The organism is Cupriavidus sp. DB3, assembly GCF_020418465.1.
Taxonomy (GTDB): Bacteria; Pseudomonadota; Gammaproteobacteria; order Burkholderiales; family Burkholderiaceae; genus Cupriavidus; species Cupriavidus cauae.
The window spans coordinates 720,803-743,648 of the sequence record NZ_JAIZPL010000003.1 but is presented as its reverse complement, the minus strand read 5'-3'; the positions used below and the strand labels follow the sequence as shown (position 1 = coordinate 743,648).

Annotated in this window: 21 protein-coding genes and 4 tRNA genes; 8 read left to right on the top strand and 17 right to left on the bottom strand. The window is 67.4% G+C overall.

All coding sequences use genetic code 11. The features are described from left to right. Positions 1 to 58: 58 nt before the first annotated feature. The gene (locus K7G19_RS12920) at positions 59 to 2,359 is read right to left on the bottom strand and encodes an AAA family ATPase (RefSeq protein ID WP_149317057.1); all 2,301 of its coding nucleotides are present in this window, start codon (positions 2,357 to 2,359) and stop codon (positions 59 to 61) included. 577 nt (positions 2,360 to 2,936) lie between these two features. Between K7G19_RS12920 and K7G19_RS12915 the strand changes: the two genes are divergently transcribed. The 4 genes from K7G19_RS12915 (at position 2,937) to K7G19_RS12900 (ending at position 5,419) form a co-directional block, all read left to right on the top strand. Beyond that, the gene (locus tag K7G19_RS12915; RefSeq protein WP_149317056.1) at positions 2,937 to 3,602 is read left to right on the top strand and encodes an energy transducer TonB; all 666 of its coding nucleotides are present in this window, start codon (positions 2,937 to 2,939) and stop codon (positions 3,600 to 3,602) included. Between the two features lie 46 nt (positions 3,603 to 3,648). Continuing rightward, on the top strand, positions 3,649 to 4,377 hold the full coding sequence (locus K7G19_RS12910; protein ID WP_149317055.1) for a MotA/TolQ/ExbB proton channel family protein: 729 nt from the start codon (positions 3,649 to 3,651) through the stop codon (positions 4,375 to 4,377). 38 nt (positions 4,378 to 4,415) lie between these two features. Then, a complete protein-coding gene (locus K7G19_RS12905) occupies positions 4,416 to 4,829 on the top strand; it encodes a biopolymer transporter ExbD (RefSeq protein ID WP_149317054.1) in 414 nt (137 codons plus the stop codon). Between the two features lie 245 nt (positions 4,830 to 5,074). Continuing rightward, entirely contained in the window at positions 5,075 to 5,419 is a 345-nt protein-coding gene (locus K7G19_RS12900) for a hemin uptake protein HemP (protein WP_149317053.1), read from the top strand. Positions 5,420 to 5,546: 127 nt separating this feature from the next. Here the strand turns inward: K7G19_RS12900 and K7G19_RS12895 are convergent, their stop codons facing one another. Beyond that, positions 5,547 to 5,954 carry a heme-binding protein gene (locus K7G19_RS12895; protein WP_149317052.1) on the bottom strand — a complete coding sequence of 136 codons (408 nt, stop codon included), beginning with the start codon at positions 5,952 to 5,954 and terminating at the stop codon, positions 5,547 to 5,549. A gap of 156 nt (positions 5,955 to 6,110) precedes the next feature. Beyond that, complete coding sequence (locus tag K7G19_RS12890; RefSeq protein ID WP_149317051.1) at positions 6,111 to 6,485, bottom strand: hypothetical protein; 375 nt, start codon at positions 6,483 to 6,485, stop codon at positions 6,111 to 6,113. Positions 6,486 to 6,665: 180 nt separating this feature from the next. Here K7G19_RS12890 and K7G19_RS12885 point away from each other — a divergent pair. Next, positions 6,666 to 6,752 (top strand) — tRNA-Leu (locus K7G19_RS12885). Positions 6,753 to 7,002: 250 nt separating this feature from the next. Here K7G19_RS12885 and K7G19_RS12880 read toward each other — a convergent pair. Continuing rightward, positions 7,003 to 8,103 (bottom strand): YeiH family protein, encoded by a 1,101-nt coding sequence (locus K7G19_RS12880; RefSeq protein WP_226107557.1) that lies wholly within the window; start codon positions 8,101 to 8,103, stop codon positions 7,003 to 7,005. Positions 8,104 to 8,204: 101 nt separating this feature from the next. On the opposite strand from K7G19_RS12880, the gene K7G19_RS12875 reads away from it, so the two are divergent. Further along, positions 8,205 to 9,134 (top strand): LysR family transcriptional regulator, encoded by a 930-nt coding sequence (locus tag K7G19_RS12875; protein ID WP_150082682.1) that lies wholly within the window; start codon positions 8,205 to 8,207, stop codon positions 9,132 to 9,134. 185 nt (positions 9,135 to 9,319) lie between these two features. Here the strand turns inward: K7G19_RS12875 and ybaL are convergent, their stop codons facing one another. The 6 genes from ybaL to uvrC form a co-directional block, all read right to left on the bottom strand. Beyond that, positions 9,320 to 10,552, bottom strand: coding sequence for a YbaL family putative K(+) efflux transporter (ybaL, locus tag K7G19_RS12870; protein ID WP_149317048.1), 1,233 nt, complete (start codon positions 10,550 to 10,552; stop codon positions 9,320 to 9,322). Positions 10,553 to 10,945: 393 nt separating this feature from the next. Further along, positions 10,946 to 11,019 (bottom strand) — tRNA-Cys (locus tag K7G19_RS12865). A gap of 104 nt (positions 11,020 to 11,123) precedes the next feature. Continuing rightward, positions 11,124 to 11,199, bottom strand: a tRNA-Gly gene (locus tag K7G19_RS12860). Positions 11,200 to 11,253: 54 nt separating this feature from the next. Beyond that, a tRNA-Gly gene (locus tag K7G19_RS12855) sits at positions 11,254 to 11,329 on the bottom strand. A 159-nt stretch (positions 11,330 to 11,488) separates the two neighbouring features. Further along, positions 11,489 to 12,088, bottom strand: a complete 600-nt coding sequence (gene pgsA, locus K7G19_RS12850; RefSeq protein WP_150082683.1) for a CDP-diacylglycerol--glycerol-3-phosphate 3-phosphatidyltransferase — start codon at positions 12,086 to 12,088, stop codon at positions 11,489 to 11,491. Between the two features lie 255 nt (positions 12,089 to 12,343). Further along, complete coding sequence (gene uvrC, locus K7G19_RS12845; protein WP_226107555.1) at positions 12,344 to 14,596, bottom strand: excinuclease ABC subunit UvrC; 2,253 nt, start codon at positions 14,594 to 14,596, stop codon at positions 12,344 to 12,346. A 178-nt stretch (positions 14,597 to 14,774) separates the two neighbouring features. Between uvrC and earP the strand changes: the two genes are divergently transcribed. Together earP and efp are read left to right on the top strand one after the other, a co-directional pair. Further along, on the top strand, positions 14,775 to 16,082 hold the full coding sequence (gene earP / locus K7G19_RS12840) for an elongation factor P maturation arginine rhamnosyltransferase EarP (RefSeq protein WP_226107553.1): 1,308 nt from the start codon (positions 14,775 to 14,777) through the stop codon (positions 16,080 to 16,082). Between the two features lie 175 nt (positions 16,083 to 16,257). After that, positions 16,258 to 16,818 (top strand): elongation factor P, encoded by a 561-nt coding sequence (gene efp / locus K7G19_RS12835; protein ID WP_006578548.1) that lies wholly within the window; start codon positions 16,258 to 16,260, stop codon positions 16,816 to 16,818. Between the two features lie 106 nt (positions 16,819 to 16,924). Here efp and nagZ read toward each other — a convergent pair whose 3' ends face one another. Genes nagZ through lepB form a run of 7 tightly spaced genes read right to left on the bottom strand, consistent with a single transcriptional unit; the run spans position 16,925 to position 22,763 of the window. Beyond that, a complete protein-coding gene (gene nagZ / locus K7G19_RS12830) occupies positions 16,925 to 17,974 on the bottom strand; it encodes a beta-N-acetylhexosaminidase (RefSeq protein ID WP_149317045.1) in 1,050 nt (349 codons plus the stop codon). Between the two features lie 17 nt (positions 17,975 to 17,991). After that, entirely contained in the window at positions 17,992 to 18,420 is a 429-nt protein-coding gene (acpS, locus tag K7G19_RS12825; RefSeq protein ID WP_149317044.1) for a holo-ACP synthase, read from the bottom strand. Beyond that, positions 18,417 to 19,199, bottom strand: coding sequence for a pyridoxine 5'-phosphate synthase (gene pdxJ, locus K7G19_RS12820; RefSeq protein ID WP_226107551.1), 783 nt, complete (start codon positions 19,197 to 19,199; stop codon positions 18,417 to 18,419). Before pdxJ ends, acpS begins: the two co-directional genes overlap by 4 nt. Before the next feature lie 7 nt (positions 19,200 to 19,206). After that, positions 19,207 to 20,094, bottom strand: a complete 888-nt coding sequence (gene recO / locus K7G19_RS12815; RefSeq protein ID WP_149317042.1) for a DNA repair protein RecO — start codon at positions 20,092 to 20,094, stop codon at positions 19,207 to 19,209. Continuing rightward, complete coding sequence (gene era / locus K7G19_RS12810) at positions 20,087 to 21,037, bottom strand: GTPase Era (protein WP_150082689.1); 951 nt, start codon at positions 21,035 to 21,037, stop codon at positions 20,087 to 20,089. Before era ends, recO begins: the two co-directional genes overlap by 8 nt. Then, positions 21,034 to 21,804 carry a ribonuclease III gene (gene rnc / locus K7G19_RS12805; protein WP_149317040.1) on the bottom strand — a complete coding sequence of 257 codons (771 nt, stop codon included), beginning with the start codon at positions 21,802 to 21,804 and terminating at the stop codon, positions 21,034 to 21,036. Before rnc ends, era begins: the two co-directional genes overlap by 4 nt. A gap of 59 nt (positions 21,805 to 21,863) precedes the next feature. Continuing rightward, complete coding sequence (gene lepB, locus K7G19_RS12800; protein ID WP_149317039.1) at positions 21,864 to 22,763, bottom strand: signal peptidase I; 900 nt, start codon at positions 22,761 to 22,763, stop codon at positions 21,864 to 21,866. Positions 22,764 to 22,846 lie beyond the last annotated feature (83 nt).

Genomic DNA, 22,846 nt, shown 5'->3' with positions numbered 1-22,846 from the left:
TTGCCTGCTTCGCTGCCAGCCATGTTGCGGGCCTCGTTGCCCGCCCTCCTGCCCAACATCAACGCACGAAGCCCAGCGGACGACGCTCCCGCACCTCAGGCTTGACCGCATGCTCCTGGCGCAGCTGGGCAAGGAATTCGTCCGGCGTCAGCGCTTCGCCCAGCAACGCGCATTGCCGCTTGACGGTGGCGAAGTCCCCCGGCGTCAGGCCGTCGAGCGCCGCCAGTTCGCGCCGCATCGCATCGTCCAGCGCGGACGCATCGCCGTCGAGCGCCTCGTCGACGAACATCGATTCGCGCTGCGCCGGCAGCAGCGGCATGAAGCGAATCTTGAAGGAGAAGCGGCGCAAGGCGGCCTCGTCGAGCCGGTCGAACAGATTGGTGGTGCAGACGAAGATGCCGTTGAACCGCTCCATCCCCTGCAGCATCTCGTTGACCTCGGACACCTCGTAATTGCGCACCGCCTGCTGGCGGCTCTGCATGAAGCTGTCGGCCTCGTCGAGCAGCAGCACCGCGCCGTCTTCCTCGGCGCGCGCGAACATCGCCGCGATCTGCTGCTCGGTCTCGCCGACGTACTTGCTCATCAGGTCCGAAGCGCGCCGGATCATCAGCGGCAGCTCCAGCGCGGCGGCGATATGCTCGGCCAGGGCGGTCTTGCCGGTGCCCGGGGGGCCGTAGAAACACAGCGTGCCGCGTCGCCGCGCCTGCAGCGCCTGGATGATCCGCTCGACCCGATAGCGCGTTTCCAGGTTGAGCCGATCGAGCCGGTAATGCGTGACCACCGGCCGCGTCTCCGCTTCGGGCCGCAGTCCCATCGCGCGGTCGGCGTGTTCGAGCTGGCGCAGGATCAGCGTCTCGACCGGTTCGCCGATGCCGGGCTGGGCCAGCTGCACGAAGCGCGCGGCCGATTGCACCTGCGCCGGCGTTAGCGTGCGGCGCGCCGCCAGCGACGCGATAAAGGCATCGTCGACCGCCAGTCCGCCAAGGTGCTTGCGGATGATGTTCTCGCGCACCTGAGGCGGCGGAATGCGCAGCTCCAGATGGAACTGGAAGCGGCGCAGATAGGCGGGATCGATCTGCCGGATCGAGTTGGAGATCCAGATCACGGGCACCGGATTGCGCTCGAGCGTCTGGTTGACCCAGGCCTTGCCGTTGACCGAGGCACGCGTGTCCTCCTGCCCGAACAGGCTCATCAGCTCGCGCGCCGAGCCGGGGAACACGTCCTCGACTTCGTCGAACAGCAGCGCGGTATTGGCGCGGCCGCGCAGGAAGGCCTGCGAGACCTGCAGCGAGCGATAGCGGTCCTTGCCCGACAGGCTGTTGCCGTCGCGGTCCAGGCAGTCGACCTCGTACAGCTCGCAGCCGGCCTCGCGCGCCAGCAGCCGCGCGAACTCGGTCTTGCCGGTGCCGGGCGGCCCGTAGATCAGCACGTTGACGCCCTCGGCATGCTGGCGCGTGGCGTTGGCCAGCAGCGCGGTCAGATAGCGGGCGTCGCTCTCGACATGGGGGTAGTCGGTGCTCGACAGCGTCGGCGGCGCGGCCGGGCGCGTGAACACCGCCATCATCTCGGCCTCGTCGGCGTAGTTGCCGAGCAGCACATGCAGCAGCCGGTCCGACAGCCGCATCAGGTCGCCCAGATCGGTCACGCTGTTTTCGGGCAGCGGCTGCTCGATCAGGTTCAGCGTCTCGAGCCGCGAGCCCGGCCGCAGCGACGCCGCCACCTGGGCCGGCGCGGCACCGGTGAGCCCGGCCAGGATCTGGAAGGCTTCCTGGCTGTGCGCGACCTTGCAGTCGACCATCACCGCGCGCAGGTCGCGCTTGTACTTGGCCAGCGCGGCGAACAGCAGCAGCTTGCGCTCGTGGTCGGGCAGGTCCAGCACATGGCTGAGCATGTCGATATTGCGGACCAGCAGCACGCGCTCGCCGTCGAGCCGGGCCGCCAGCGCGGCGGCCGAGACCTCGAACACGGTGAACATGTCCTTGGCATGGTGCTTGACGTACTCGTCCAGGTAATAGAACAGGGCCCCTTCGTCGAAGGCGCTGTTCCACTGGCCGTGCCGCTCGAGAAATTCCTCGGGAGTCAGCCGGCCCGCGCCGCGCCAGGCCGGCATGTCGGCGCAGCGCGCGGCGAGGAACCGCTGCACGCGCATCACCACGCCGTAGGGCCACACCAGCTCCTGCGCGCTGACCGTCAGCACGTCGTTGATATTGCTGCGCAGATTGAAACGCGGTCCGAGCGCGCAAACCACGCGCAGCGCGAACTGGGCGCACATCCAGTCGAGCGCCGTGGTGGCGCCCGCCCCGGGGGCCGCGCGCAACAGCGCCGGCCGGTCCTCGTCGATGCTGCGGGTGAAATCCATGGGCAAGGCTCCTCGTCCCGGACGAGCGACGGAGGACCGTCGCCGCCGCTTCCTTCGCCGTTTTTTTCGCTTGGTTCTCGGCCTGCTTTGCCGCTGTTCCTGCCGCGTGCTCTTTTACTGACCTCGATCGCCTGCTGTTCCGCCTGCTTTACCCTTTGTCGTGCGGGCCGCCTGCCAGTTCACCGGCCCCCTTTTTCGTATGCTAGCTCGCTTTGCCGGGCGCAGTTAGTCGGGGCGACCCCGCACGGCGCCGCCAGGCCGACCCGCTCTCCTGCAGGGTTATGTGGCGAGAAGGCCGACAAATAGGAATCATTATCGTTTATACTCACGCGCTGACACGCTGCCAGAGAGTGGCGCTCCCCCGGGCTTTGACTTTGAAGGAGCGTTTATCATGGAACTGCTGATTAGCCTGCTGGTTGGTTGCGGTATTTCGCTGGTGCTGTTTCGCCGTAAATAGATTGCTGGGACGGCTGCAGACCAGCCGAATCGCCGCGCCGCTCGCGCCCGACACACCGTAGCCGCCTTCGGGCGGAAGGCCGCGCCTGCAACGCCGGTTAGCCGAAATTTGTTGTCTCACATGTTCGATCAACGTTTCCTGAAGATCACGCTTGCCGTTCTGCTTTTCCACGCCGGCCTGCTGTATCTGATCCAGAGTGGGCTCGCGCGCAAGATGACCGAAGCGGTGATCGCGCCCGAAATCATCGCCCGTATCATTCCGCTGGAACCGCCGCAGCAGCCGGCACCGGAGCCGCCCAAGCCGACGCCGAAACCGGAGACCCCGCCCAAGCAGGTCAAGGTCACCAAGCCGACGCCGCAGCCCAAGCCGCAACCGAAGCCGGAGCCGCGCATCGAGCCGACGCCGGCGCTGCCGCCGACCCCGACCGCGGTGGAAGCGCCGCCCGCACCGCCGGCTCCGCCCGCCCCTCCGCCGCCCCCCGAGCCGGCACCGGTCGCCACCGGTCCGCGCGCCGTCGGGATCGGCGAGATTCAATGCACGCCGCCGCAACCGACCTACCCGTCGCAATCGCGGCGGATGGGCGAGACCGGCAAGACCGTGGTGCGCCTGACCACCGACGATACCGGCAAGGTCGTCAAGACCGCCGTAGTGAGCTCCAGCGGCTCGTCGCGCCTGGACCAGGCCGCGATCGACGCGGTCCAGCGGATGCGCTGCAAGCCTTATGTCGAGAATGGTCGTGCGATCGCGGTCACCGCGCAGCAGCCGATCGCTTTCGAGCTGAACTGATTTGAACTGAACCCTCCATACGATTTACGACTTACCAGGAACCATCATGCAGGACCTCGGACTCAGCCATCTGTGGGCGCAAGGCGATTTCGTCATGCGTGCGACCGCCATCATTCTGCTCGTCATGTCGCTGGCGTCATGGATCGTGATTCTCACCAAGGCGTGGGATCTGGTCCGCCTGAAGAAAATGGCGCAGGGCGCGGAAAAGCGCTTCTGGCATTCGGACGATTTCGACCATGCGCTCGAAACGCTCGGCAGCAGCGAATCGAATCCGTTCCGCACGCTGGCGCTGACCGGCAAGGAAGCGGCCCAGCACCATCGCGCCAGCCAGCCGCAGCTGCATGACGTGATGGATATTTCCGACTGGCTGACCCGCTCGCTCAAGAGCGCGATCGACGATGCCGTTTCGCGCATGCAGTCGGGCCTGGCCATCCTCGCCTCGGTGGGCTCGACCGCGCCGTTCGTCGGCCTGTTCGGCACCGTCTGGGGCATCTACCACGCGCTGATCGGCATCGGCGCCTCGGGCGTGCCGACCATCGACAAGGTCGCCGGCCCGGTCGGCGAAGCGCTGATCATGACGGCCTTCGGCCTGGCCGTGGCGATTCCCGCGGTGCTCGGCTACAACGCGCTGACGCGCGGCAACAAGGCGGTGATCTCCAAGCTGAACCGCTTCGCGCACGATCTGCACGCCTACTTCGTCACCGGCGCCCGCGTGCGCCCGACCGGCACCCGCGCCGCCGACGACAACGCGGTGCGCCTCGCGGTCAAGAACTGAACTGACGCGGACCGCCCTCCGCTCGAAAGGAAGTCATCATGGCATTCGGTACTCTCGACGATGACGATGACGCAGTCATGAGCGAGATCAACATGACGCCGCTGGTCGACGTCATGCTCGTGCTGCTGATCATCTTCATCATCACCATCCCGGTGATCAATCACGCGGTCAAGATCGACCTGCCGCGTGCGACCAATCAGCCCAACGATCCCAAGCCGCAGAACATCAACCTGTCGATCGACGCGGCCGGCAAGGTGTTCTGGAACCAGCAGGAGATCGACGACACGACGCTGCAGAACAATATCGCGCAGGCGGCCCAGCAACAGCCGCAGCCCGAGCTGCATCTGCGCGCCGACCGCGACGTGCGCTACGAGCGCGTGGCCGAGGTGATGGCCGCCGCGCAGCACGGCGGTCTCGGCAAGATCGGCTTCATCACGGAGCCGAAGCAGTAAGACCCCCAGCGGCGCGCAGTGCCGCGCCGCTTTCCCCAAGCCCCACCCTGCGGTGGGGCTTTTTCTTTTGTGTTTCGAATGAAACCAAATGCGTTTTTTGGCAGCGCTGCCTTCGGCCGCCCGATATCATGCACAGAGTCGTTGTAATGATAACGATTCTCATTTAATATGAACGGAACGACGGCAGCCACCTTTTCCATTCCCGGCGCCGTGACACCGACCATCCCCGAACAGGAGCCCCATCGATGAGCACCCTAGCCTTGCCGCTGACGCAACCGCGCGAAGTCACCCGCCGCCGCCTGTCGCTGCGCCGCGTGGTGGTGAACGAGAATCCGGCGCCGAACGCGCGCCGCGAGACTGCGGCGCCGTCGGCGATGGCGACGGTCAAGTCGGCGGTGGCCCGTCTCGAAGCACTGGTGCGCGACAATCGCAGCACCAATGCGGCTGCCCATGCGGCCCCCGCACAGACCGCCGAGGCGGTGCCGCTGGAAGCGCTGATGCGGGGCGCGACCACGCTGCCGATCCTGCATAACGGCGAGGTCTACACGCTGCGCAAGACGCGCTACGGAAAACTGATTCTGACGAAGTAAGCCGCCCGCCGTGGCATGCCGCATCGCGCGGCATCCCGGCATCGGGCAACCCGCTCCAGGACGGAGCGGACGCGGCCGCCGCAACCGCCGGCGGCCGATGAAGAACGATCAGGCCGAAGCCGCCGGATCAGACACCCAGCGCGGCAATGCCTGCACGGCCGATCTGCGCATCCTCGCTCGACTTGACGCCCGACACGCCGACCGCGCCGACCACCTGGTCGCCGGCGATAATGGGCACGCCGCCTTCCAGCATGCCCTGCAGCACCGGCGCCGTCATGAACGAATTGCGGCCGTTGTTGATCATGTCTTCGTAGATCTTCGATTCGCGGCGGCCCAGCGCCGAGGTGCGGGCCTTTTCGGTCGCGATATAGGCGGAGATCGGCGCAGCGCCGTCGAGCCGCTGCAGAGCCAGCAGATGGCCGCCGTCATCGACGATGGCGATCGAGACGGCCCAGTGATGGGCCTTGGCCTCGGCTTCGGCTGCGGCCATCACCTTCTTCACGTCTTCCGCAGTCAGCACGGACTTTTGCTGCATACCACTCTCCTGAATCGATAAACAATGAGCCGGCAGTATAGCGCCGGCACCACTTCGGTGACCACGACGCGGGCACCTTTGTCGGGCAAAACAGCCATGCCAAAAAAGCAAAGGGCCCCGCGGGGCCCTTGTGATCCGGATCGTCGATTCGGCGATCTAGTCGCGATGATGGCGATGTCCGTGACCGCCATGCCAGTGGCCGTGCCGGCCGCCGTGATAGTGCCGGCCAGGATGGCCGTAGTAGCGCGGCGGGCCATAGTAGTGCGACGGCGGCGGGCCGTAATAGCGCGGCGGCGGACCGTAGTAGCCGTAACCCGGCCGCACCACCACCGGGGGCGGACCGTAATAGACCGGCGCGGGCGCCACTACCACGGGCGGCGGCGCGACATAGGCCGGCGGGGGATAGTAGGCGGGACCGCCGACCACGACGCCCGGCACGCCGATCACCACGCCGACGTCGACACGGGCCATCGCGGCGCCTGAGGCCATCGCAGCCAGCACGCCAAGCCCTGCGAGCAACCAACGTTTCATGATCTTGCTCCTCGCAAGGTTGATCTTGATACCCGTATTCTAGGCCCGGGCTAGATCACAGGTGCAACGGCGGGTTCTACATTGTTACCGCCAGTAACATCCTTGCCAGGAAGGGTACGAGAGCGATCATGCGGCGCTTGCGTCCCGGGCGGCGACCGCCCACAATACCGGGCTTGCCGTGCGGCCGTGGAGAAATTGGTAGACTCAGCAGACTTAAAATCTGCCGCCTTTCCGGGCTTACGGGTTCGAGTCCCGTCGGCCGCACCAACCACGCCGCAAGCCCCCGCCGTACTTCTACGGTACTACCCGCGCCGCGTTGGCACCTTACCCACATTCCGGTAACACCCTGGCCTGAATCCGGTAGTACCTTGCCTCGCACCCCGGCGGCACCTGACGTCGCAGGCGGGTAGCACCTTGCCGCGCGACGGGGCGGCGCCACGCCGATGCGGGGCCATTGCGGCCCCGCCCGCCACCCCCTCTATCCCTCATCGCTCCTGCCGACGGACTCGATCGCTCGTCACAGAAGCACCGCGCACAGCAGCGCGCCGGCACCGACCAGGAAGACGAACAGCAGCGCGGCCAGCAGCATCGGCCTGCGGCCGGCGCGCAGCAGGTCGCCGATCCGCGTATGCAGGCCGATCGCCAGCATCGCGCAGGCCAGCAGCCAGTTGTCGAAGGCAACCAGACCCGGCTTCCATTCGCTCGGCACCAGGCCGAAGGAGTTGATCGCCAGCACGGCGACGAAGCCGAGCGCGAACCAGGGGATCGCCGCCCGGATCCGGGCCCAGTCGATGCCGCGGCGGCCGGCCGTTGCACCCTGCGCCCGGTCCTCGGCACGCGGCCACAGCGCCAGGATCAGCAGCAACGGGCCGAGCGCCAGCACACGAACCATCTTGGCCAGCACGGCGGCATCGCCCGCCGTCTCGCCGACCGCCTTGCCGGCGACGATCACCTGCGCGACCTCGTGCAGCGTGGCGCCCGTATAGATGCCGAAGGCGCGCTCGCCGACCTGCCAGTGCCAGACGTTGGTCACCAGTTCATACAGATAGGGATACAGCAGCATGCCGACGGTGCCGAACAGCACCACTGTGGCCACCGCGACCGCGGTCTGCCGGTCGTCGGTGCGCGCGATCGAGGCGACCGCGATCGCGGCCGCCGCGCCGCACACCGCGCTGCCCGCGCTGACCACCACCGCCTCGCGGCGGGTCAGGCCAAGCCACCGGGTGCCGACCCAGACTCCGGCGCACAGCGTCGCCGCCAACATCAGCAACGGCGCCACCACACCGCCGACACCGAGCGCCTCGATCGAGCCGAAGGTCAGCCGCAGGCCGTACAGCGCCACGCCCAGCCGCAGCAACGTCTGCCGGGCCAGCTGCATGCCCGGCGCCAGCGGCGCCAGCCAGTGGCGCGGCAAGGTATTGCAGGCGACCATGCCGGCGCACATGGCGAGCATCAGCGGGCTGACGCCCAATTGCGACAGCGCCGGCAGCCCGGACAGGACCAGCGCGAGCCACGCAATCGCGCCAAGCGGCGCAAGCGTCAGCAGTCGATAACGCCAGGAAATGGCGCGGGCTGGGGCGGTAGCGGGGGCGGCGGCAGGAATCGAGGTGGTCGGCATGGCGCAGGGACGACATGGGCGTGGAGAATGACGCCAGCGTAACAACCGACCTCTCATCTGTAAAACAGGTAATATCGTTACTTCTTACCTGGTTTATAGATATGCAACATCGCCCCTTGCGGCTGACGCTGCGTCAGCTCGCCGTTTTCGTCGCCGTGGTCCAGCACGGCAGCACGACCGCCGCCGCCGATGCGGTGGCGATGTCGCAGTCCGCCGTCAGCGCCGCGCTGGCCGACCTGGAACGTGCACTGGACCGGCGCCTGTTCGACCGCATCGCCAAACGGCTGACCATCAACGAAACCGGACGGCAGTTCTTCCCGCGCGCGCTGTCGCTGCTGGATCAGGCGCACGAGCTGGAACGCTTCGCCGCCGACGCCGGCGTGCAGTTGCGCATCGCCGCCAGCAACACCATCGGCAGCTATCTGCTGCCCGCCCTGCTGACCGGCTTCCGTCAGGCCCAGCAACAGCCCTGCGCGCTGGACCTGCGCATCGGCAATACCCATGACGTGCTGCAGGAGCTGTTGCGGCTGGAAGCCGATATCGGGCTGATCGAGGGCACCTGCCACGAGCGCGAGCTGACCAGCGTGCACTGGTGCGACGACGAGATGGTGGTGGTCGTGGGGGCCGGGCATCCGCTGGCGCAGGCCGATGGCGATCTGGGCGCGCTGCGCGAGGCGGACTGGCTGGTGCGGGAGCGCGGCTCGGGGACGCGCGAGATCGTCGAGCAACGGCTTGCCCCGCTGCTCGGGCCGCTGCGCTTTGCGCTGGAGCTCGGCAACGCCGAAGCGATCAAGCGCGCGGTGATGAGCGGCTTTGGTGTCAGCTGCCTGTCGCTGCATGTGGTGCGCGACGAGCTGGAGCGCGGCACGCTGGTGGCGCTGCGCCGCGGCCTGCCGCGGCTGGTGCGGCCCTGGCACCTGGTGGTCCATCGGGACAAGTATCCGACCCAGGGCCTGCTGGCCTTTACCGAATACCTGCGCCGGACGGCGCCACAACTGGAACTGGAAGAAGTGGAAAAGCGGGAAGGATGAGCGAACCGATCGGCGATCCACGCGGCGAGCCGCTCGGCGATCCACGCGGCGAGCCGCTCGGCGATCCACGCGGCGAACCGCTCGGCGATCCACGCGGCGAACCGATCGGCGTGCCAAGCGGCAGGCCATTCGGGGGGCCAATCGGGGGCCTATCAGGAGGCCCGGACGCGGCCCCCGCCGGATCGTCAGGCCGCCTGCGCCTCGCCCGCCTCGCTCTGGCGCGCCACATAGCGGTCCAGCCAGCGGAACAGCAGCGGGTTGAGCACGATCGACAGCAAGGCGCCCGCCAGGATCAGGCTTTGCGCGCGTTCCGGCAGGATCTGCAGGAACACGCCGAGGCTGGCCAGAATGAAGGAGAACTCGCCGATCTGCGCCAGGCTGGCGGCGATCGTCATGCCGGTCCGGTTCGAATAACCGAACATCCGCACGATGCCGAGGGCCGCCACCGACTTGCCGACCACGATGATCGATACGGTCGCCAGCACGCCCCACGGGTCGCGCACCAGCACCATCGGGTCGAACAGCATGCCGACCGAGACGAAGAACAGCACCGCGAAGGCGTCGCGCAGCGGCAGCGATTCCTCGGCCGCGCGATGGCTGAATTCGGACTCGGCCAGCACCATGCCGGCAAAGAACGCGCCCAGCGCGAACGACACGCCGAACAGCGAATAGGCGCCGAAGGCGACGCCGAGCGCGGTCGCCAGCACGCCCAGGCGGAACAGTTCGCGGCTGCCGGTCCAGACGATGCGCTCGAGCATCCACGGAATGAAGCGGCGGCCGATCACCAGCATCACGGCGACAAAGGCCGCGACCTTGCCGAGCGTCAGCGACACCGTCAGCAGGATGTCCGTGACGCTGGCCGCCGGCGCCTCCCCGCTGGCACCGGCCGGCACCAGCAGGCCAGACAGCGCCGGCAGCAGCACCAGCGCGAGCACCATCGCCAGATCCTCGACCACCAGCCAGCCGACCGCGATGCGGCCCTGCTCGCTGTCGACCAGATCGCGATCCTGCAAGGCCTTCAGCAGCACCACGGTACTGGCGACCGACAGGGCCAGCCCGTAGACCAGGCCCTGGCCCCAACTCCAGCCGAAGCCCCAGGCGACGCCCATGCCAAGCAGTGTCGCGATGCCGATCTGCGCCACCGCGCCGGGGATCGCGATCTTGCGCACCGCCATCAGGTCGCGGATCGAGAAATGCAGGCCCACGCCGAACATCAGCAGGATCACCCCCAGCTCGGCCAGCTCCGGCGCCAGCGCCTGGTCGGCGGTATAGCCCGGCGTATGCGGTCCGACCACCACGCCCGCGCACAGGTAGCCGATCAAGGGCGGCAACCGTAAACGCCCCGCCAACGCACCGAGGACAAAGGCCAGGACAATGCCGCCGACGATGGTGCTGATGAGCGGAGTAGCGTGATGCATGCGTGGTGGTTTCCTTCTGATGGCCGGCGTGGCGCCGGGAAGTCGAACGGCGATCCGGTCCCGATCGACGCGGACACGCCGCCATCGCCGGAGCCTGGTGCCGGCGCCGCCCGGGCGGACAGTCTGCGGAAATGAAACCGAATGGGAGTCGTCGCCACCGGCAGCGGTGCCCGGGGCGCGAGGCCTGGGCACGTTGCCAGCATGGTCCAGCAACGGCGACGACTGGTGCGATAGACGTAATGTATCACGCGAGCCACGCGCCAAAGCCGCGAACAGGGCGCAAAAAGGCGGCGACAGACCGTGAAAAGCCGTGGAAGACGCAGGGAATGCCGGGATGGGTACAAGATCGGCGGCGAACACCGCGGATCGAGCCGGACAGCTGGGGAAGATCGATGGAGGCGGGGGTCGGAATCGAACCGGCGTACACGGCTTTGCAGGCCGCTGCATAACCACTCTGCCACCCCGCCGGGTGACCTGGATGCTGGATTGTAGCCGCTGTGGCTTCCGGGCGCCGGAGGCCGATGCGGCAGCATCGCAAACTAAAAAGGGAAGCGCTGCTTCCCTTTCGGACTGGAGCGGGAGACGAGTCTCGAACTCGCGACCTCAACCTTGGCAAGGTTGCGCTCTACCAACTGAGCTACTCCCGCATGACACCTGCTGCGGCAAACCCGGAAATCGCTACCGGATCGACCAGAAAATTCTGGAGCGGGAGACGAGTCTCGAACTCGCGACCTCAACCTTGGCAAGGTTGCGCTCTACCAACTGAGCTACTCCCGCAGTGTCCTGCGTACTGCACTTGCAACAACACGGTGCTAAATCACTGCATATAGACCGCTTCTTGCTGCATCTCGCTTCGTTCGTTTTGTTTCGTCAGAAGCGAGAACGAAATTATGCAAACATCCGACAATGAAGTCAAGCATATTTTTGCACTGATCCTCACTTTTGCGCCGCGGCCCGCGCGGCCGCCGCGCTGCGCTCCCGGATCTGCGGCCAGGCGAGCTTCATGTAATAGAACATCGACCAAAGGGTGAGCACCGCCGCCACATAGATCAGCCAGCCGCCCAGCATGCCCGCGTCGATACCGAACAGCGGCGCATCGAACAGCAGCAGCGGGATCGCGATCATCTGGAACGTCGTCTTGAGCTTGCCCAGGAAGTTGACGGCGACGCTCTTGGAGGCACCGATCTGCGCCATCCACTCCCGCAGCGCGGAAATGGTGATCTCGCGCCCGATGATCACCAGCGCGATCAGATCGCTGACCCGGTCCAGCGCCAGCAGCGACAGCAGCGCGGCCGCGACCATCAGCTTGTCGGCGACCGGGTCGAGGAAGGCGCCGAACGACGAGGTCTGGTTCCAGCGCCGCGCCAGGAATCCGTCGAGCCAGTCCGTGGCCGCCGCCACGATGAAGAACACGGCCGCCGTCAGGTTCTTGGCGGGCATCGACAGCCAGGCATCGGGCAGATAGAAGACGCCGACCACGAGCGGGATCATGGCCACGCGCAGCCAGGTCAGCAGGATCGGAATATTCAGCGGCATAGGCGGATCGGCAGGGTCGAAGACGGGACAATCACGCGATTGTCGCCGATTCCGACATCAATTGAGCATTTCTCGAAGCGGGGACGACCGATCACGTTCCGCGCCGGCGGTGGCCGGTATCGGCGGCCGAACCCATGTCGGACCTGCAACCGGGGGGACCACGACCGGAGTGCGGCCACCGGCGTCCCACAACCGGATGCCGCAACCGATGCCGCAACCGGTCACCGCAACCGGTCACCGCAACCGGACGCCGCGTCAGTGCAACTGCCGATAGATTTCCTCGGCCAGCGCGCGCGAAATGCCGTCGACGCTGGCGAGCTCGTCGACGCTCGCCGCCATCACGCCGCGGATGCCGCCGAAACGGGTCAGCAGCTTCTGCCGCCGGCGCGCGCCGATTCCTTCGATCTCCTCCAGCCGCGAGGTGGTCCGCGTCTTCGCACGGCGCGCGCGCATGCCGGTGATCGCGAAGCGGTGCGCCTCGTCGCGGATCTGCGCCACCAGCATCAGCGCCGCGCTGCCCTGCCCCAGTTCCAGCGCGGGCCGGCCGTCGGCGAACACCAGCGTCTCGAGGCCGACCTTGCGGCCTTCGCCCTTGGCCACGCCGACCAGCAGCCCGATATCGAGACCGAGCTCCTCGAACACCTGGCGCGCGACCTCGACCTGCCCCTTGCCACCGTCGATCAGCACGATATGCGGCATCGCGGCGCTGTCCTCCTGGCTGCGCTCGACCAGCTTCTGATAGCGGCGCGTCAGCACCTGGCGCATCGCCGCATAGTCGTCGCCGGGCGTGATGCCGTCGATGTTGTAGCGGCGGTATTCGCTGTTCTGCATCGCATGGTGATGGAACACCACGCACGAGGCCTGCGTCGCCTCGCCGGCGGTATGGCTGATGTCGAAGCATTCGACCCGCAGCGCGCCCAGATCGTCGAGTTCGATGCCGATGGTCTCCGCCAGCGCGCGCGTGCGGGCCTCCTGGCTGCCCTGCTCCGCCAGGCGCCGTGCCAGCGCCAGCGCCGCGCCCTGCTGCGCCATCTCCAGCCAAGCGCGCCGCTGGCCCTGCGGCTGGCGCACCAGCGTGATGCGGCGGCCAGCCTGCATCGTCAGCGCCTCCATCAGCGCGCCGTCGGCCGGCGCGTGACTGACCACCAGGATCGGCGGCACCGGCTGATCGAGATAGTGCTGCGCCATGAAGGCGGCCAGCACGTTGGCGGCGACGCGCTCGGCCGTCGCGGCGCCGGACTCCGCAGGCGCGGCCGCCTCGGCAGGTTCGGCGGGTTCGGCAGGTTCGACCAGATTGACCGGATTGGCCGGATCGGACAGCGCGCCGCCCTCGGCCGTGGCAACGACGTCCTCGGCCTCCTCGTCGACGATCATCGCGGCCTCCTCGACATGCGCGGGGAAGTACGCCTTGTCGCCCAGATGGCGGCCGCCGCGAACCATCGCCAGGTTGACGCAGGCGCGTCCGCCCTGCACCGCGACGGCCAGGATATCGATATCGCTGCTCTGCCCCACTTCCTCGACGGCCTGGCGCTTGAGCACCGTCGACAGCGCGCCGATCTGGTCGCGCACGGCGGCGGCCTGCTCGAACTCGAGCCGCTCGGCGTGCTGCTCCATCTTCTGCTGCAGGCCTTCGAGCACCTCCTTCTGTCGGCCCTGCAGGAAGCGCGCGGCGTTGCCCACGTCGCGCGCGTAATCCTCCTCGCTGATCGCGCCGACGCAGGGCGCCGTGCAGCGGTGGATCTGGTGCAGCAGGCACGGCCGGGTGCGGTTGTTGAAGACGGTGTCCTCGCAGGTCCGCAGCTGGAACACCTTCTGCAGGATCTGCATGCTTTCGCGCACCGCATGCGCGCTCGGGAACGGGCCGAAATACTGGTGGCGCCGATCGGTCGCGCCGCGGTAGTACGCCATGCGCGGATAGCGATGCGCCGACAGCTTCAGCAGGGGGTACGACTTGTCGTCGCGGAACAGGATGTTGTAGCGCGGCGTCAGCGCCTTGATCAGGTTGTTCTCGAGCAGCAGCGCCTCGGCCTCGCTGCGGACCACCGTGGTCTCGATGCGGGCGATGCGCGACACCATCATCGCGATGCGCGGCGACAGCTGGGTCTTGTTGAAATAGCTCGAGACGCGCTTCTTCAGGTCGCGCGCCTTGCCGACATAGAGCACGCCGCCGGCCGCGTCGTAATAGCGGTAGACGCCGGGCAGGCCCGGCAGCGCGGCGATCACGGGGCGAGGGTTGAAGTGGCTTTCCTGCTCCGATTCCTGTTCGAGCTCCGGCCGCTGCTCCGGCCCCTGCTCCGGCTTCCGCTGCGGCTCCTGCCGCTGTGCACCGGCCTTCGCGGGTGCGACCGAAGCGTCGGCCGACGAAGCCCGGGCGGCGGGCGACGTCGACCCGGGCGTGTCGAGCCCTGGCTCGGGCGCGTGGAGGTGCGGCTCAGCCTCGGCAGGCGTGTCGATGCGCGGCTCGACCTCGGCGGGCGTGCCAGTGGGTTGCGGATCCGGACGTGACATCGGGGAAGGCGGCAGGGACATGCGAGGGGCCGCCGCAAACGTGACGCGCTGCACGCGCGAAGGCTGGCGGGGCTCTAAAATCGCAAGTTTAGAGCAATTCCGCCCGCCTCCTGCCAAACCGGCGGCCCCGTCTTCGCCTCACCGGGCCTGGCCCGCGCCGGAAACGGCCGACTTCCCTATGACCATCCGCTCCTGGGACATCTTCTGCACCGTGATCGACAACTTCGGCGACATCGGTGTCTGCTGGCGGCTGGCCCGCCAACTCGCGCAGGAGCATGGCCACGCCGTGCGGTTGTGGGTCGACGATCTGGCCAGCTTTGCGCGCCTGGCGCCGGCCATCGATCCCGCTGCCGACCGCCAGCGCCTGGCCGGCGTCGAGGTCCGCCGCTGGGTCGCGGGCAGCGACGAGGGGCTGGGCGGGCCGGTGGGCGAGTCCGGAGGCCAAACGGCCGGAGAGACCGTCGGCGAGTCGGCTGGCGAGTTGGCAGGCAAGTCGGCAGGCAAGTCGGCAGGCAAGTCGGCAGGCAAGTCGGCGGGCGAGTCGATGGGCGACATCGCGCCGCACGACGCGGTGATCGAGGCCTTCGCCTGCGAGCTGCCGCCGGCCTTCGTCGCCCGCATGGCCCAGGCCCAGCGCAAGCCGGTGTGGGTCAATCTCGAATACCTGAGCGCCGAGCCCTGGGTGCGCGAGCATCACGGCATGGCGTCGCCGCATCCGCGCCTGCCGCTGGTCAAGTACTTCTTTTTCCCCGGCTTCGAGCCGGGCACCGGCGGCGTGCTGCGCGAATCGCTGCTCGCCATGCAGCGGCGCAGCTTTACGGACTCGCCGGCAGCACAGGCGCGGCTGTGGCATCGGCTCGGCGTCACGCCGATCGACGGCGCGCGCCGGGTCAGCCTGTTCGCTTACCCAAACCCGGCGCTGCCGGCGCTGCTGGCCCACTGGCGCGACGGCGACGAGCCGGTGCAGTGCCTGATGCCGTCCGGCCCAGCGGCGCAGCAGGCGTTCGCCTGGGCGGGCACGGACGCCGCGGCGGCAGCGTCGCCCGGGGCGGCCTGCACCTTGGGCCGGCTGCATCTGCAGCAGGTGCCCTTCCTGCCCCAGGAGCAGTTCGACGAATTGCTGTGGGCCTGCGATGTCAACTTCGTTCGCGGCGAGGACTCGTTCGTGCGCGCCCAATGGGCCGCGCGCCCCTTCGTCTGGCACATCTATCCGCAGGCCGACGACGCCCATCGCGTCAAGCTGGACGCCTTCCTGGCGCTGTATCGGCAGCAGATCGGCGAGCCGGCCCACGCCGAGGCGATGACGCGCTTCTGGCATGTGTGGAACGGCGCCGCGCCGCCCGAGGACATCGCGGCCGCGTGGGACGGCCTGCGCGACGCGCTGCCCGGCCTGGCGCGCACGGCGCAGCGCTGGCAGCACAGCCTGGCCGCGCTGGGCGATCTCGCAGCGAACCTCGTAGCGTTTTGCGAAAGTCGGGTAAAATAGCGGGTTGATTTGATGGCGACCGGGCTGGAAATCCTGGGTTGCCCGCACGGCGCCTGACGGCGTCCGAGCCTGCGGGCCCCGCGCGGAACTGAGCACGGATCGCGAACGCGCCGCCCCGGCGCGCCCTCGCCACGCCGAACTCCCAGACATTTTTAATTCAGGAAGATTAGTTCAGATGAAAACCGCACAGGAACTCCGCGTCGGTAACGTGTTCATGATCGGTGCCGATCCGATGGTCGTGCAGAAGGCCGAGTACAACAAGTCGGGCCGCAACGCCGCGGTCGTCAAGATGAAGTACAAGAACCTGCTGACCGACGCACCGGGCGAGGCCGTGTTCAAGGCCGACGACAAGTTCGAAGTGGTCGTGCTGGATCGCAAGGAATGCACCTACTCGTACTTCGCCGACCCGATGTACGTGTTCATGGACGCCGACTACAACCAGTACGAAGTCGAAAGCGACAACATGGGCGACGCCCTGCACTACCTCGAAGACGGCATGAACGTCGAAGTGGTGTTCTACAACGACAAGGCCATCTCGGTCGAAATGCCGACCACGCTGGTGCGCGAGATCGTCTACACCGAGCCCGCCGTCAAGGGCGATACCTCGTCGGGCAAGGTGCTGAAGAACGCCAAGATCAATACCGGCTTCGAACTGCAGGTGCCGCTGTTCTGCAATATCGGCGACAAGATCGAAATCGACACCCGTACCGGCGAATACCGCAGCCGCGCCAACTAAGGCGAGGCAGACGGACCCTCGCGGTCCGTGCCGAGACGAAAAAAGGGCAGCCCGACCGGCTGCCCTTTTTCGTTGCGGCGCGATGATTGCCGCGAGCGCTGCGGCCTCAGCCGATCAGCGCCTCGTCGCGCAGCTGCCGCAGCGCGCTGCGATAGCCCGCGTCCTGCTCGAGCTTGTTCCAGTCCATCGCCTTGCCGCGCGCGAACAGCCGGCGCACGCGCCGTTGCGAGGCCTTGTCGATCGACACGTCGAGCTCGGCCAGCAGCTGGTCGGCGCGCTCGGGATGATTGCAGATCAGCACCATGTCGCAACCGGCATCCAGCGCGGCACGCGCGCCCTGCGTGACGGTGCCGGCGACGCTGGCGCCTTCCATGCTGAGGTCGTCGCTGAAAATCACGCCCTCGAAGCCGAGCTGGCCGCGCAGGATGTCCTGCAGCCAATAGCGCGAGAAGCCGGCGGGATTGGGATCGACCTTGGGGTAGATCACGTGGGCCGGCATCACCGAGGCCAGCGTCATGCCCATCCACTGATAGGGCCGCACGTCCTGTTCCAGGATTTCGTCCAGCGTGCGCTCGTCGACCGGCACCGCGACATGCGAATCCGCCTCGACGTGGCCGTGCCCCGGGAAATGCTTGCCACAGTTGGCCATGCCGGCCAGCAGCAGGCCATGGGTCAGATGGTTGGCCAGCATCGCCACCACGCGCGGATCCGCGTGGAAGGCGCGATCGCCGATCACGCCGCTGCGCCCGTAATCGAGATCGAGCACCGGCGTGAAGGACAGGTCGATATCGCAGGCGCGCAGCTCGGCCGCCAGCACATAGCCGCACGCCACTGCCGCCCGGGTCGCGGCCAGCACGTCGCGATCCCACAGCTCGCCCAGCTTTGCCATCGCCGGCAGATGGGTGAAGCCGTCCGTCTTGCAGCGCTGCACCCGCCCGCCTTCATGGTCGATGCAGATCAGCACGTCGTCGCGCAGCGCGCGAATCTCGCGCGTCAGCGACACCAGTTGCGCGCGCGACTCGAAGTTGCGCGCGAACAGGATCACGCCGCCGGTCAGCGGATGCGAGATGCGGCGCGCATCGTCGGCGTCCAGCTGCTTGCCCTTGACATCCAGCACGACCGGGCCCGGTCGCTTGCCTGCGTTCTTCTTGGTCATCGGTGAAAGAGAGGGAGTTATCTGGGTAGGGACACGCCCGAGGTGTCGGCCGGCCCCGTCCGTTCCGCGATCGCGAAGGCGACCGCATAGTCGTGTTCGTCGCTGACGCTGACGCGCACCGTCAGGCCGCGTTCGTCCAGCCATTGCGCCAGCTCGCCGTGGCAGTGCGCATAGGGCTCGCCGGACGGCAGGTTCAGCAGCTCCATCGCGCGCCAGGTCATCGGCCAATGCATGCCCAGGCCGATCGCCTTGGAGAAGGCCTCCTTGGCGGCGAAACGCGTCGCCAGGAAGGCCAGGCCGCGCTTTTCGACGCGCGCGCGGCGCCGATGATAGACGGCAAGCTCCTGCGGGCCCAACACCTTCTCGGCGAAGCGGCCGCCGGTGCGGGCCATCACGCCGCGCACGCGCTCGATCTGGATGATGTCGGTGCCGACGCCGTAGATCACGCCGGAGCCTTCGGCGCGGGATAGCGCGTGCCGAGCCGGGCGGCGACCATGATCGCCTTCATCTCGCGCACCGCGTTCTGCCAGCCGGCGAACACCGCGTGGGCGACGATGGCGTGGCCGATATTGAGTTCGGCGATGCCCGGCAGCGCGGCGATCGGCTGCACATTGGTGTAGTGCAGGCCGTGGCCGGCGTTGACCACCAGGCCATGCTTCAGGCCGGTCTCGACGCCGTCGGCGATGCGGCGGAATTCCAGCGCCTGCGCCTCGGGCGTCTCGGCATCGGCATAGCGGCCGGTATGCAGCTCGATCACGGGCGCGCCGCTGGCGGCGGCGGCCTCGATCTGCTCGGCCTGCGCATCGATGAACAGCGACACGCGGATGCCGGCGTCGGCCAGCTGGCGGCACGCCGCCTTGACCTGCTCGAATCGCCCCGCCACGTCGAGCCCGCCTTCGGTGGTCACTTCCTCGCGGCGCTCGGGCACCAGGCAGACGTCCTGCGGACGGATCTCGCAGGCGATGTCCAGCATCTCCGGGGTCAGCGCGCATTCGAGGTTCATCCGCGTGGCCAGCTGCGGCCGCAGCGCGCGCACGTCGGCATCGCGGATATGGCGGCGGTCCTCGCGCAGATGCAGCGTGATCAGGTCCGCGCCGGCCTCCTCGGCCTGCAGCGCGGCCTGGATCGGATCCGGATAGACGGTGCCGCGCGCGTTGCGCAGCGTCGCAACGTGATCGATGTTGACGCCGAGCGCAATGACGCCGGGATGAGCGTGGAAAATCATAGGGAGATCACAGGGCTTGCAGGTCGATCAGGATCTGGCGCGTCTTCAGTGGCACGCCTTGCAGATGATAATGCAGAAGAAAGCGCATCAGCGCGCGGCCCTGCGTGACGGTCTGCGGCCGGCTGTAGTCGTCGCGGGACATGTCGAGCAGCGTCTGCCCCGATACCACCGGCCACGACGATGGATCGCTGGCATGCGCGCGCCGCACGCCGCGCTCCGGCTGGTAGACGTAGTCGAGCCCCGGCTGCACCGCCTCGCCGGTCGAGGTACAGCGGTCGAAGGCCACCGCGAAGCCGGTCTCCTGCAGCAGCACGCGCTCGAACCCGCGCAGCACCAGTCCGGCCGGCTCGCCCTGCCCCAGCCGCGTCAGCGTCGCCATGTAATGGCGGAACAGCGCTTCGTGCGCGTCCTCGCGCGGGCAGAAGCGCAGCAGCAATTCGTTCAGATAGAAGCCGGACAGCAGGGCCTCGCCGGCCAGCGGCGGCATGCCGCCGATCCACTCCGCCTTGGTCAGTGTCTTGACCTCGCCGCGCCCGCTCCACGACAGCGAGATCGGCAGGAAATGCTGCAGCACCGCGCGCAGCGCAGAATGCGGGCGCTTGGCGCCCTTGGCGACCAGCGCCATGCGGCCATGGTCGCGCGTGAAGACATCGACGATCAGGCTGGTTTCGCGATACGGCCAGGCATGCAGCACGAAGCCCGGCTGATTGACCACGCGCAGCTCGGTGCGCGCCGGTACGATCCGCATCGCGCGATCCATCATCGCGCGCGCGCCGGCCAGCTCGGCGCCGACGCTGTCGAGCACTTCGGCGGCTTCCTCTGCCACCGGGTCCGCGCGGCGCGCGGAGGCGGTCCCGCGCCGCGCAGGCGCCGGGACCGCCGGGCGGTCACTCATATCCGTAGGCACGCAATCCGGCTTCGTTGTCGGCCCAGCCGCTCTTGACCTTGATCCACAGCTCCAGGTAGACCTTGCCGTCGAACAGCTTCTCCATGTCCAGGCGCGCCTCGGTGGAGATCTGCTTGAGCTTGGCGCCCTTGCTGCCGATCACCATCGCCTTGTGCGCATCGCGCTCGACCAGGATGGTGGCGAACACGCGCCGCAGCCGGCCTTCGGTCTCGAACTTGTCGATCACGACGGTGCTGGTGTACGGCAGCTCGTCGCCGGTCCAGCGGAACACCTTCTCGCGGATGATCTCCGAGGCGAGGAAGCGCTCGCTGCGGTCGGTCAGCGCGTCGGTGTCGTACATCGGCTCGCCTTCCGGCAGATAGGGCCGGATGATGCCGAGCAGGCGTTCGATATGGTCGCGCGTCTTGGCCGACATCGGCACCACCTCGCGGAACGGAAACTGGTGTCCCATCTTCTCGAGGAAGGGGAACATGATCTCCGAACGCCGGTCGCCGGGCAGACGGTCGATCTTGTTGACCACCAGCAGCACCGGCGTATTGCGCGGCAGCAGCGTCAGCACCTTCTCGTCGTCGGGCCCGTACTGGCCGGCCTCGACCACGAACAGCACCAGGTCGACCGACGACAGCGTCGAGGTCACGGCGCGATTGAGCGAACGGTTCAGGGCGCTGGCATGCCGGGTCTGGAAGCCCGGCGTATCGACGAACACGTACTGCGTATCGTCGGTGGTCTGGATGCCGACCAGCCGATGGCGCGTGGTCTGGGCCTTGCGGGAGGTGATGCTGATCTTCTGGCCGACCAGCGCATTGACCAGGGTCGACTTGCCGACGTTGGGCCGTCCGACGATGGCCACGGTGCCGCAGCGGAATGCCGCGGGCGGGTTTGCCGCCGCGGAGTCCGTGGACTCCGGCTGCGGGCGATTCGATTCGGTCATTCCTTCAACCTGAGAGACAACTGCGGATCCGGGGGAACGGGCTGCTTGCGGGTCTTGCCGGTGCGTTCGGCGCGGCTGCGCTTGAGCAGCTGGGGCACCAGCCGCTGCACCTCTTCCAGCGCCAGCTTGGCGGCGGCCTGTTCGGCGGCGCGGCGCGAGGCCCCGGTGCCGAATACCTGCACCTCCAGTTTAGGCACGATGCATTCGACTTCAAACTGCTGGTTATGGGCGGCGCCGTGGGTAGCGATCACGTTGTACTGGGGCAGCGCGATCTTGTGGCCCTGCAGGTATTCCTGCAGCAGCGTCTTGGCGTCCTTGCCGAGCGTGCGGGGATCGACCTGCTCGAGGATCGGGATATAGAGCTTGCGGATCAGGCTGCGGGCGGCCTCGAAACCGGCGTCGAGAAAGACCGCGCCGACGATGGCTTCGAGGGCGTCCGCGAGGATCGAGGGGCGGCGGAAACCGCCGCTTTTCAGCTCGCCCTCGCCCAGCCGCAGCGACTCGGACAGCTGCAGCATCTGCGCGATCTCGTACAGCGCCTGCTGCTTGACCAGATTGGCCCGCACCCGCGACAGGTCGCCCTCGTCGAGCTTGCCGAACATGCCGTACAGCATGTCCGCGACGGCGCAGTTCAGCACCGAGTCGCCGAGGAATTCCAGCCGCTCGTTGTGGTGCGCGCTATGGCTGCGGTGCGTCAGCGCCTGCTGCAGCAATTCGGGCTTGCTGAAACGGTAGCCGAGTCGTTGCTGCAAGGCGTCGAGGTTCATGTCAGTACTGCGTTCCCGAAGAGGTAATCGAATGGCGCGCTCCGGCCGGCGGCCGCCGTTTATTGGAACGACCCCACCCGGCCCAGGTTGCCGAGATTCATCCAGATCAGGAATGCCTTGCCGACGATATTCTCGTCCGGCACGAAGCCCCAATAGCGCGAATCCAGGCTGTTGTCCCGGTTATCCCCCATGACGAAATAGTGACCCGAGGGCACCTTGCAGGTCACGCCCTGCTGATTGTAAGTGCAGTTTTCGCGGAAGGGAAAATCCGGGTCGGCACCGGCCACGAAGGCCGGCCGGTCGGCGTCGTTCAGGATGCCATGGGGCGCGCCGCCCGGCAGGGTTTCCTTGTAATGCTTGGAATACGACAGCCGCTCCTCGTCCAGATAATCGGGCAGCGCGTCGTATTGCGCCGGCTTGCCGTTGACGGTCAGCCGCTTGTTTTCATAGGTCACCACATCGCCGGGCACGCCGATCACGCGCTTGATGTAATCGAGCGACGGATCCTTCGGATAGCGGAACACCATCACGTCGCCGCGCTGCGGCTCGCCCAGCGAGACGATCTTCTTGTTGATCACCGGCAGGCGCAGCCCGTATTCGTACTTGTTGACCAGGATGAAGTCACCGATCAGCAGCGTCGGGATCATCGAGCCGGACGGGATCTTGAACGGCTCGACCACGAACGAGCGAAGCACGAACACGGCCAGGATCACCGGGAAGAAGCTGGCCGAATATTCGAGCCACCAGGGCTGGCGCAGCTTTTCCTCGGCCAGCCGGCTGCGCGAGGATTCGAAGTCGGTGCCGGAGCCGTGCCCCGGCATCGCGGCGCGGCGCGCATCGAACTCGGCCAGCGCGGCCTGCGCCGAAACGCGGCGCTGCTTCTGAAACACCAGCTTGTCGGCTACCCAGGCAATACCGGTGATGACCACCAGCACAAAAAGGATCAGTGCAAAATTCATGACGGCTAGATCGTTGGCGAAATCTTATTGGTACGAACCGGAGGGCGTGTGGGCTGGACCGGCGCTGCGCCGATTCGCCACGC

Coding starts and splice junctions, on each gene's coding strand:
- K7G19_RS12920 (WP_149317057.1), bottom strand. CDS start 2,359: ATGGATTTCACCCGCAGCATCGACGAGGACCGGCCGGCGCTGTTGCGC.
- K7G19_RS12915 (WP_149317056.1), top strand. CDS start 2,937: ATGTTCGATCAACGTTTCCTGAAGATCACGCTTGCCGTTCTGCTTTTC.
- K7G19_RS12910 (WP_149317055.1), top strand. CDS start 3,649: ATGCAGGACCTCGGACTCAGCCATCTGTGGGCGCAAGGCGATTTCGTC.
- K7G19_RS12905 (WP_149317054.1), top strand. CDS start 4,416: ATGGCATTCGGTACTCTCGACGATGACGATGACGCAGTCATGAGCGAG.
- K7G19_RS12900 (WP_149317053.1), top strand. CDS start 5,075: ATGAGCACCCTAGCCTTGCCGCTGACGCAACCGCGCGAAGTCACCCGC.
- K7G19_RS12895 (WP_149317052.1), bottom strand. CDS start 5,954: ATGCAGCAAAAGTCCGTGCTGACTGCGGAAGACGTGAAGAAGGTGATG.
- K7G19_RS12890 (WP_149317051.1), bottom strand. CDS start 6,485: ATGAAACGTTGGTTGCTCGCAGGGCTTGGCGTGCTGGCTGCGATGGCC.
- K7G19_RS12880 (WP_226107557.1), bottom strand. CDS start 8,103: ATGCCGACCACCTCGATTCCTGCCGCCGCCCCCGCTACCGCCCCAGCC.
- K7G19_RS12875 (WP_150082682.1), top strand. CDS start 8,205: ATGCAACATCGCCCCTTGCGGCTGACGCTGCGTCAGCTCGCCGTTTTC.
- ybaL (WP_149317048.1), bottom strand. CDS start 10,552: ATGCATCACGCTACTCCGCTCATCAGCACCATCGTCGGCGGCATTGTC.
- pgsA (WP_150082683.1), bottom strand. CDS start 12,088: ATGCCGCTGAATATTCCGATCCTGCTGACCTGGCTGCGCGTGGCCATG.
- uvrC (WP_226107555.1), bottom strand. CDS start 14,596: ATGTCACGTCCGGATCCGCAACCCACTGGCACGCCCGCCGAGGTCGAG.
- earP (WP_226107553.1), top strand. CDS start 14,775: ATGACCATCCGCTCCTGGGACATCTTCTGCACCGTGATCGACAACTTC.
- efp (WP_006578548.1), top strand. CDS start 16,258: ATGAAAACCGCACAGGAACTCCGCGTCGGTAACGTGTTCATGATCGGT.
- nagZ (WP_149317045.1), bottom strand. CDS start 17,974: ATGACCAAGAAGAACGCAGGCAAGCGACCGGGCCCGGTCGTGCTGGAT.
- pdxJ (WP_226107551.1), bottom strand. CDS start 19,199: ATGATTTTCCACGCTCATCCCGGCGTCATTGCGCTCGGCGTCAACATC.
- recO (WP_149317042.1), bottom strand. CDS start 20,094: ATGAGTGACCGCCCGGCGGTCCCGGCGCCTGCGCGGCGCGGGACCGCC.
- era (WP_150082689.1), bottom strand. CDS start 21,037: ATGACCGAATCGAATCGCCCGCAGCCGGAGTCCACGGACTCCGCGGCG.
- rnc (WP_149317040.1), bottom strand. CDS start 21,804: ATGAACCTCGACGCCTTGCAGCAACGACTCGGCTACCGTTTCAGCAAG.
- lepB (WP_149317039.1), bottom strand. CDS start 22,763: ATGAATTTTGCACTGATCCTTTTTGTGCTGGTGGTCATCACCGGTATT.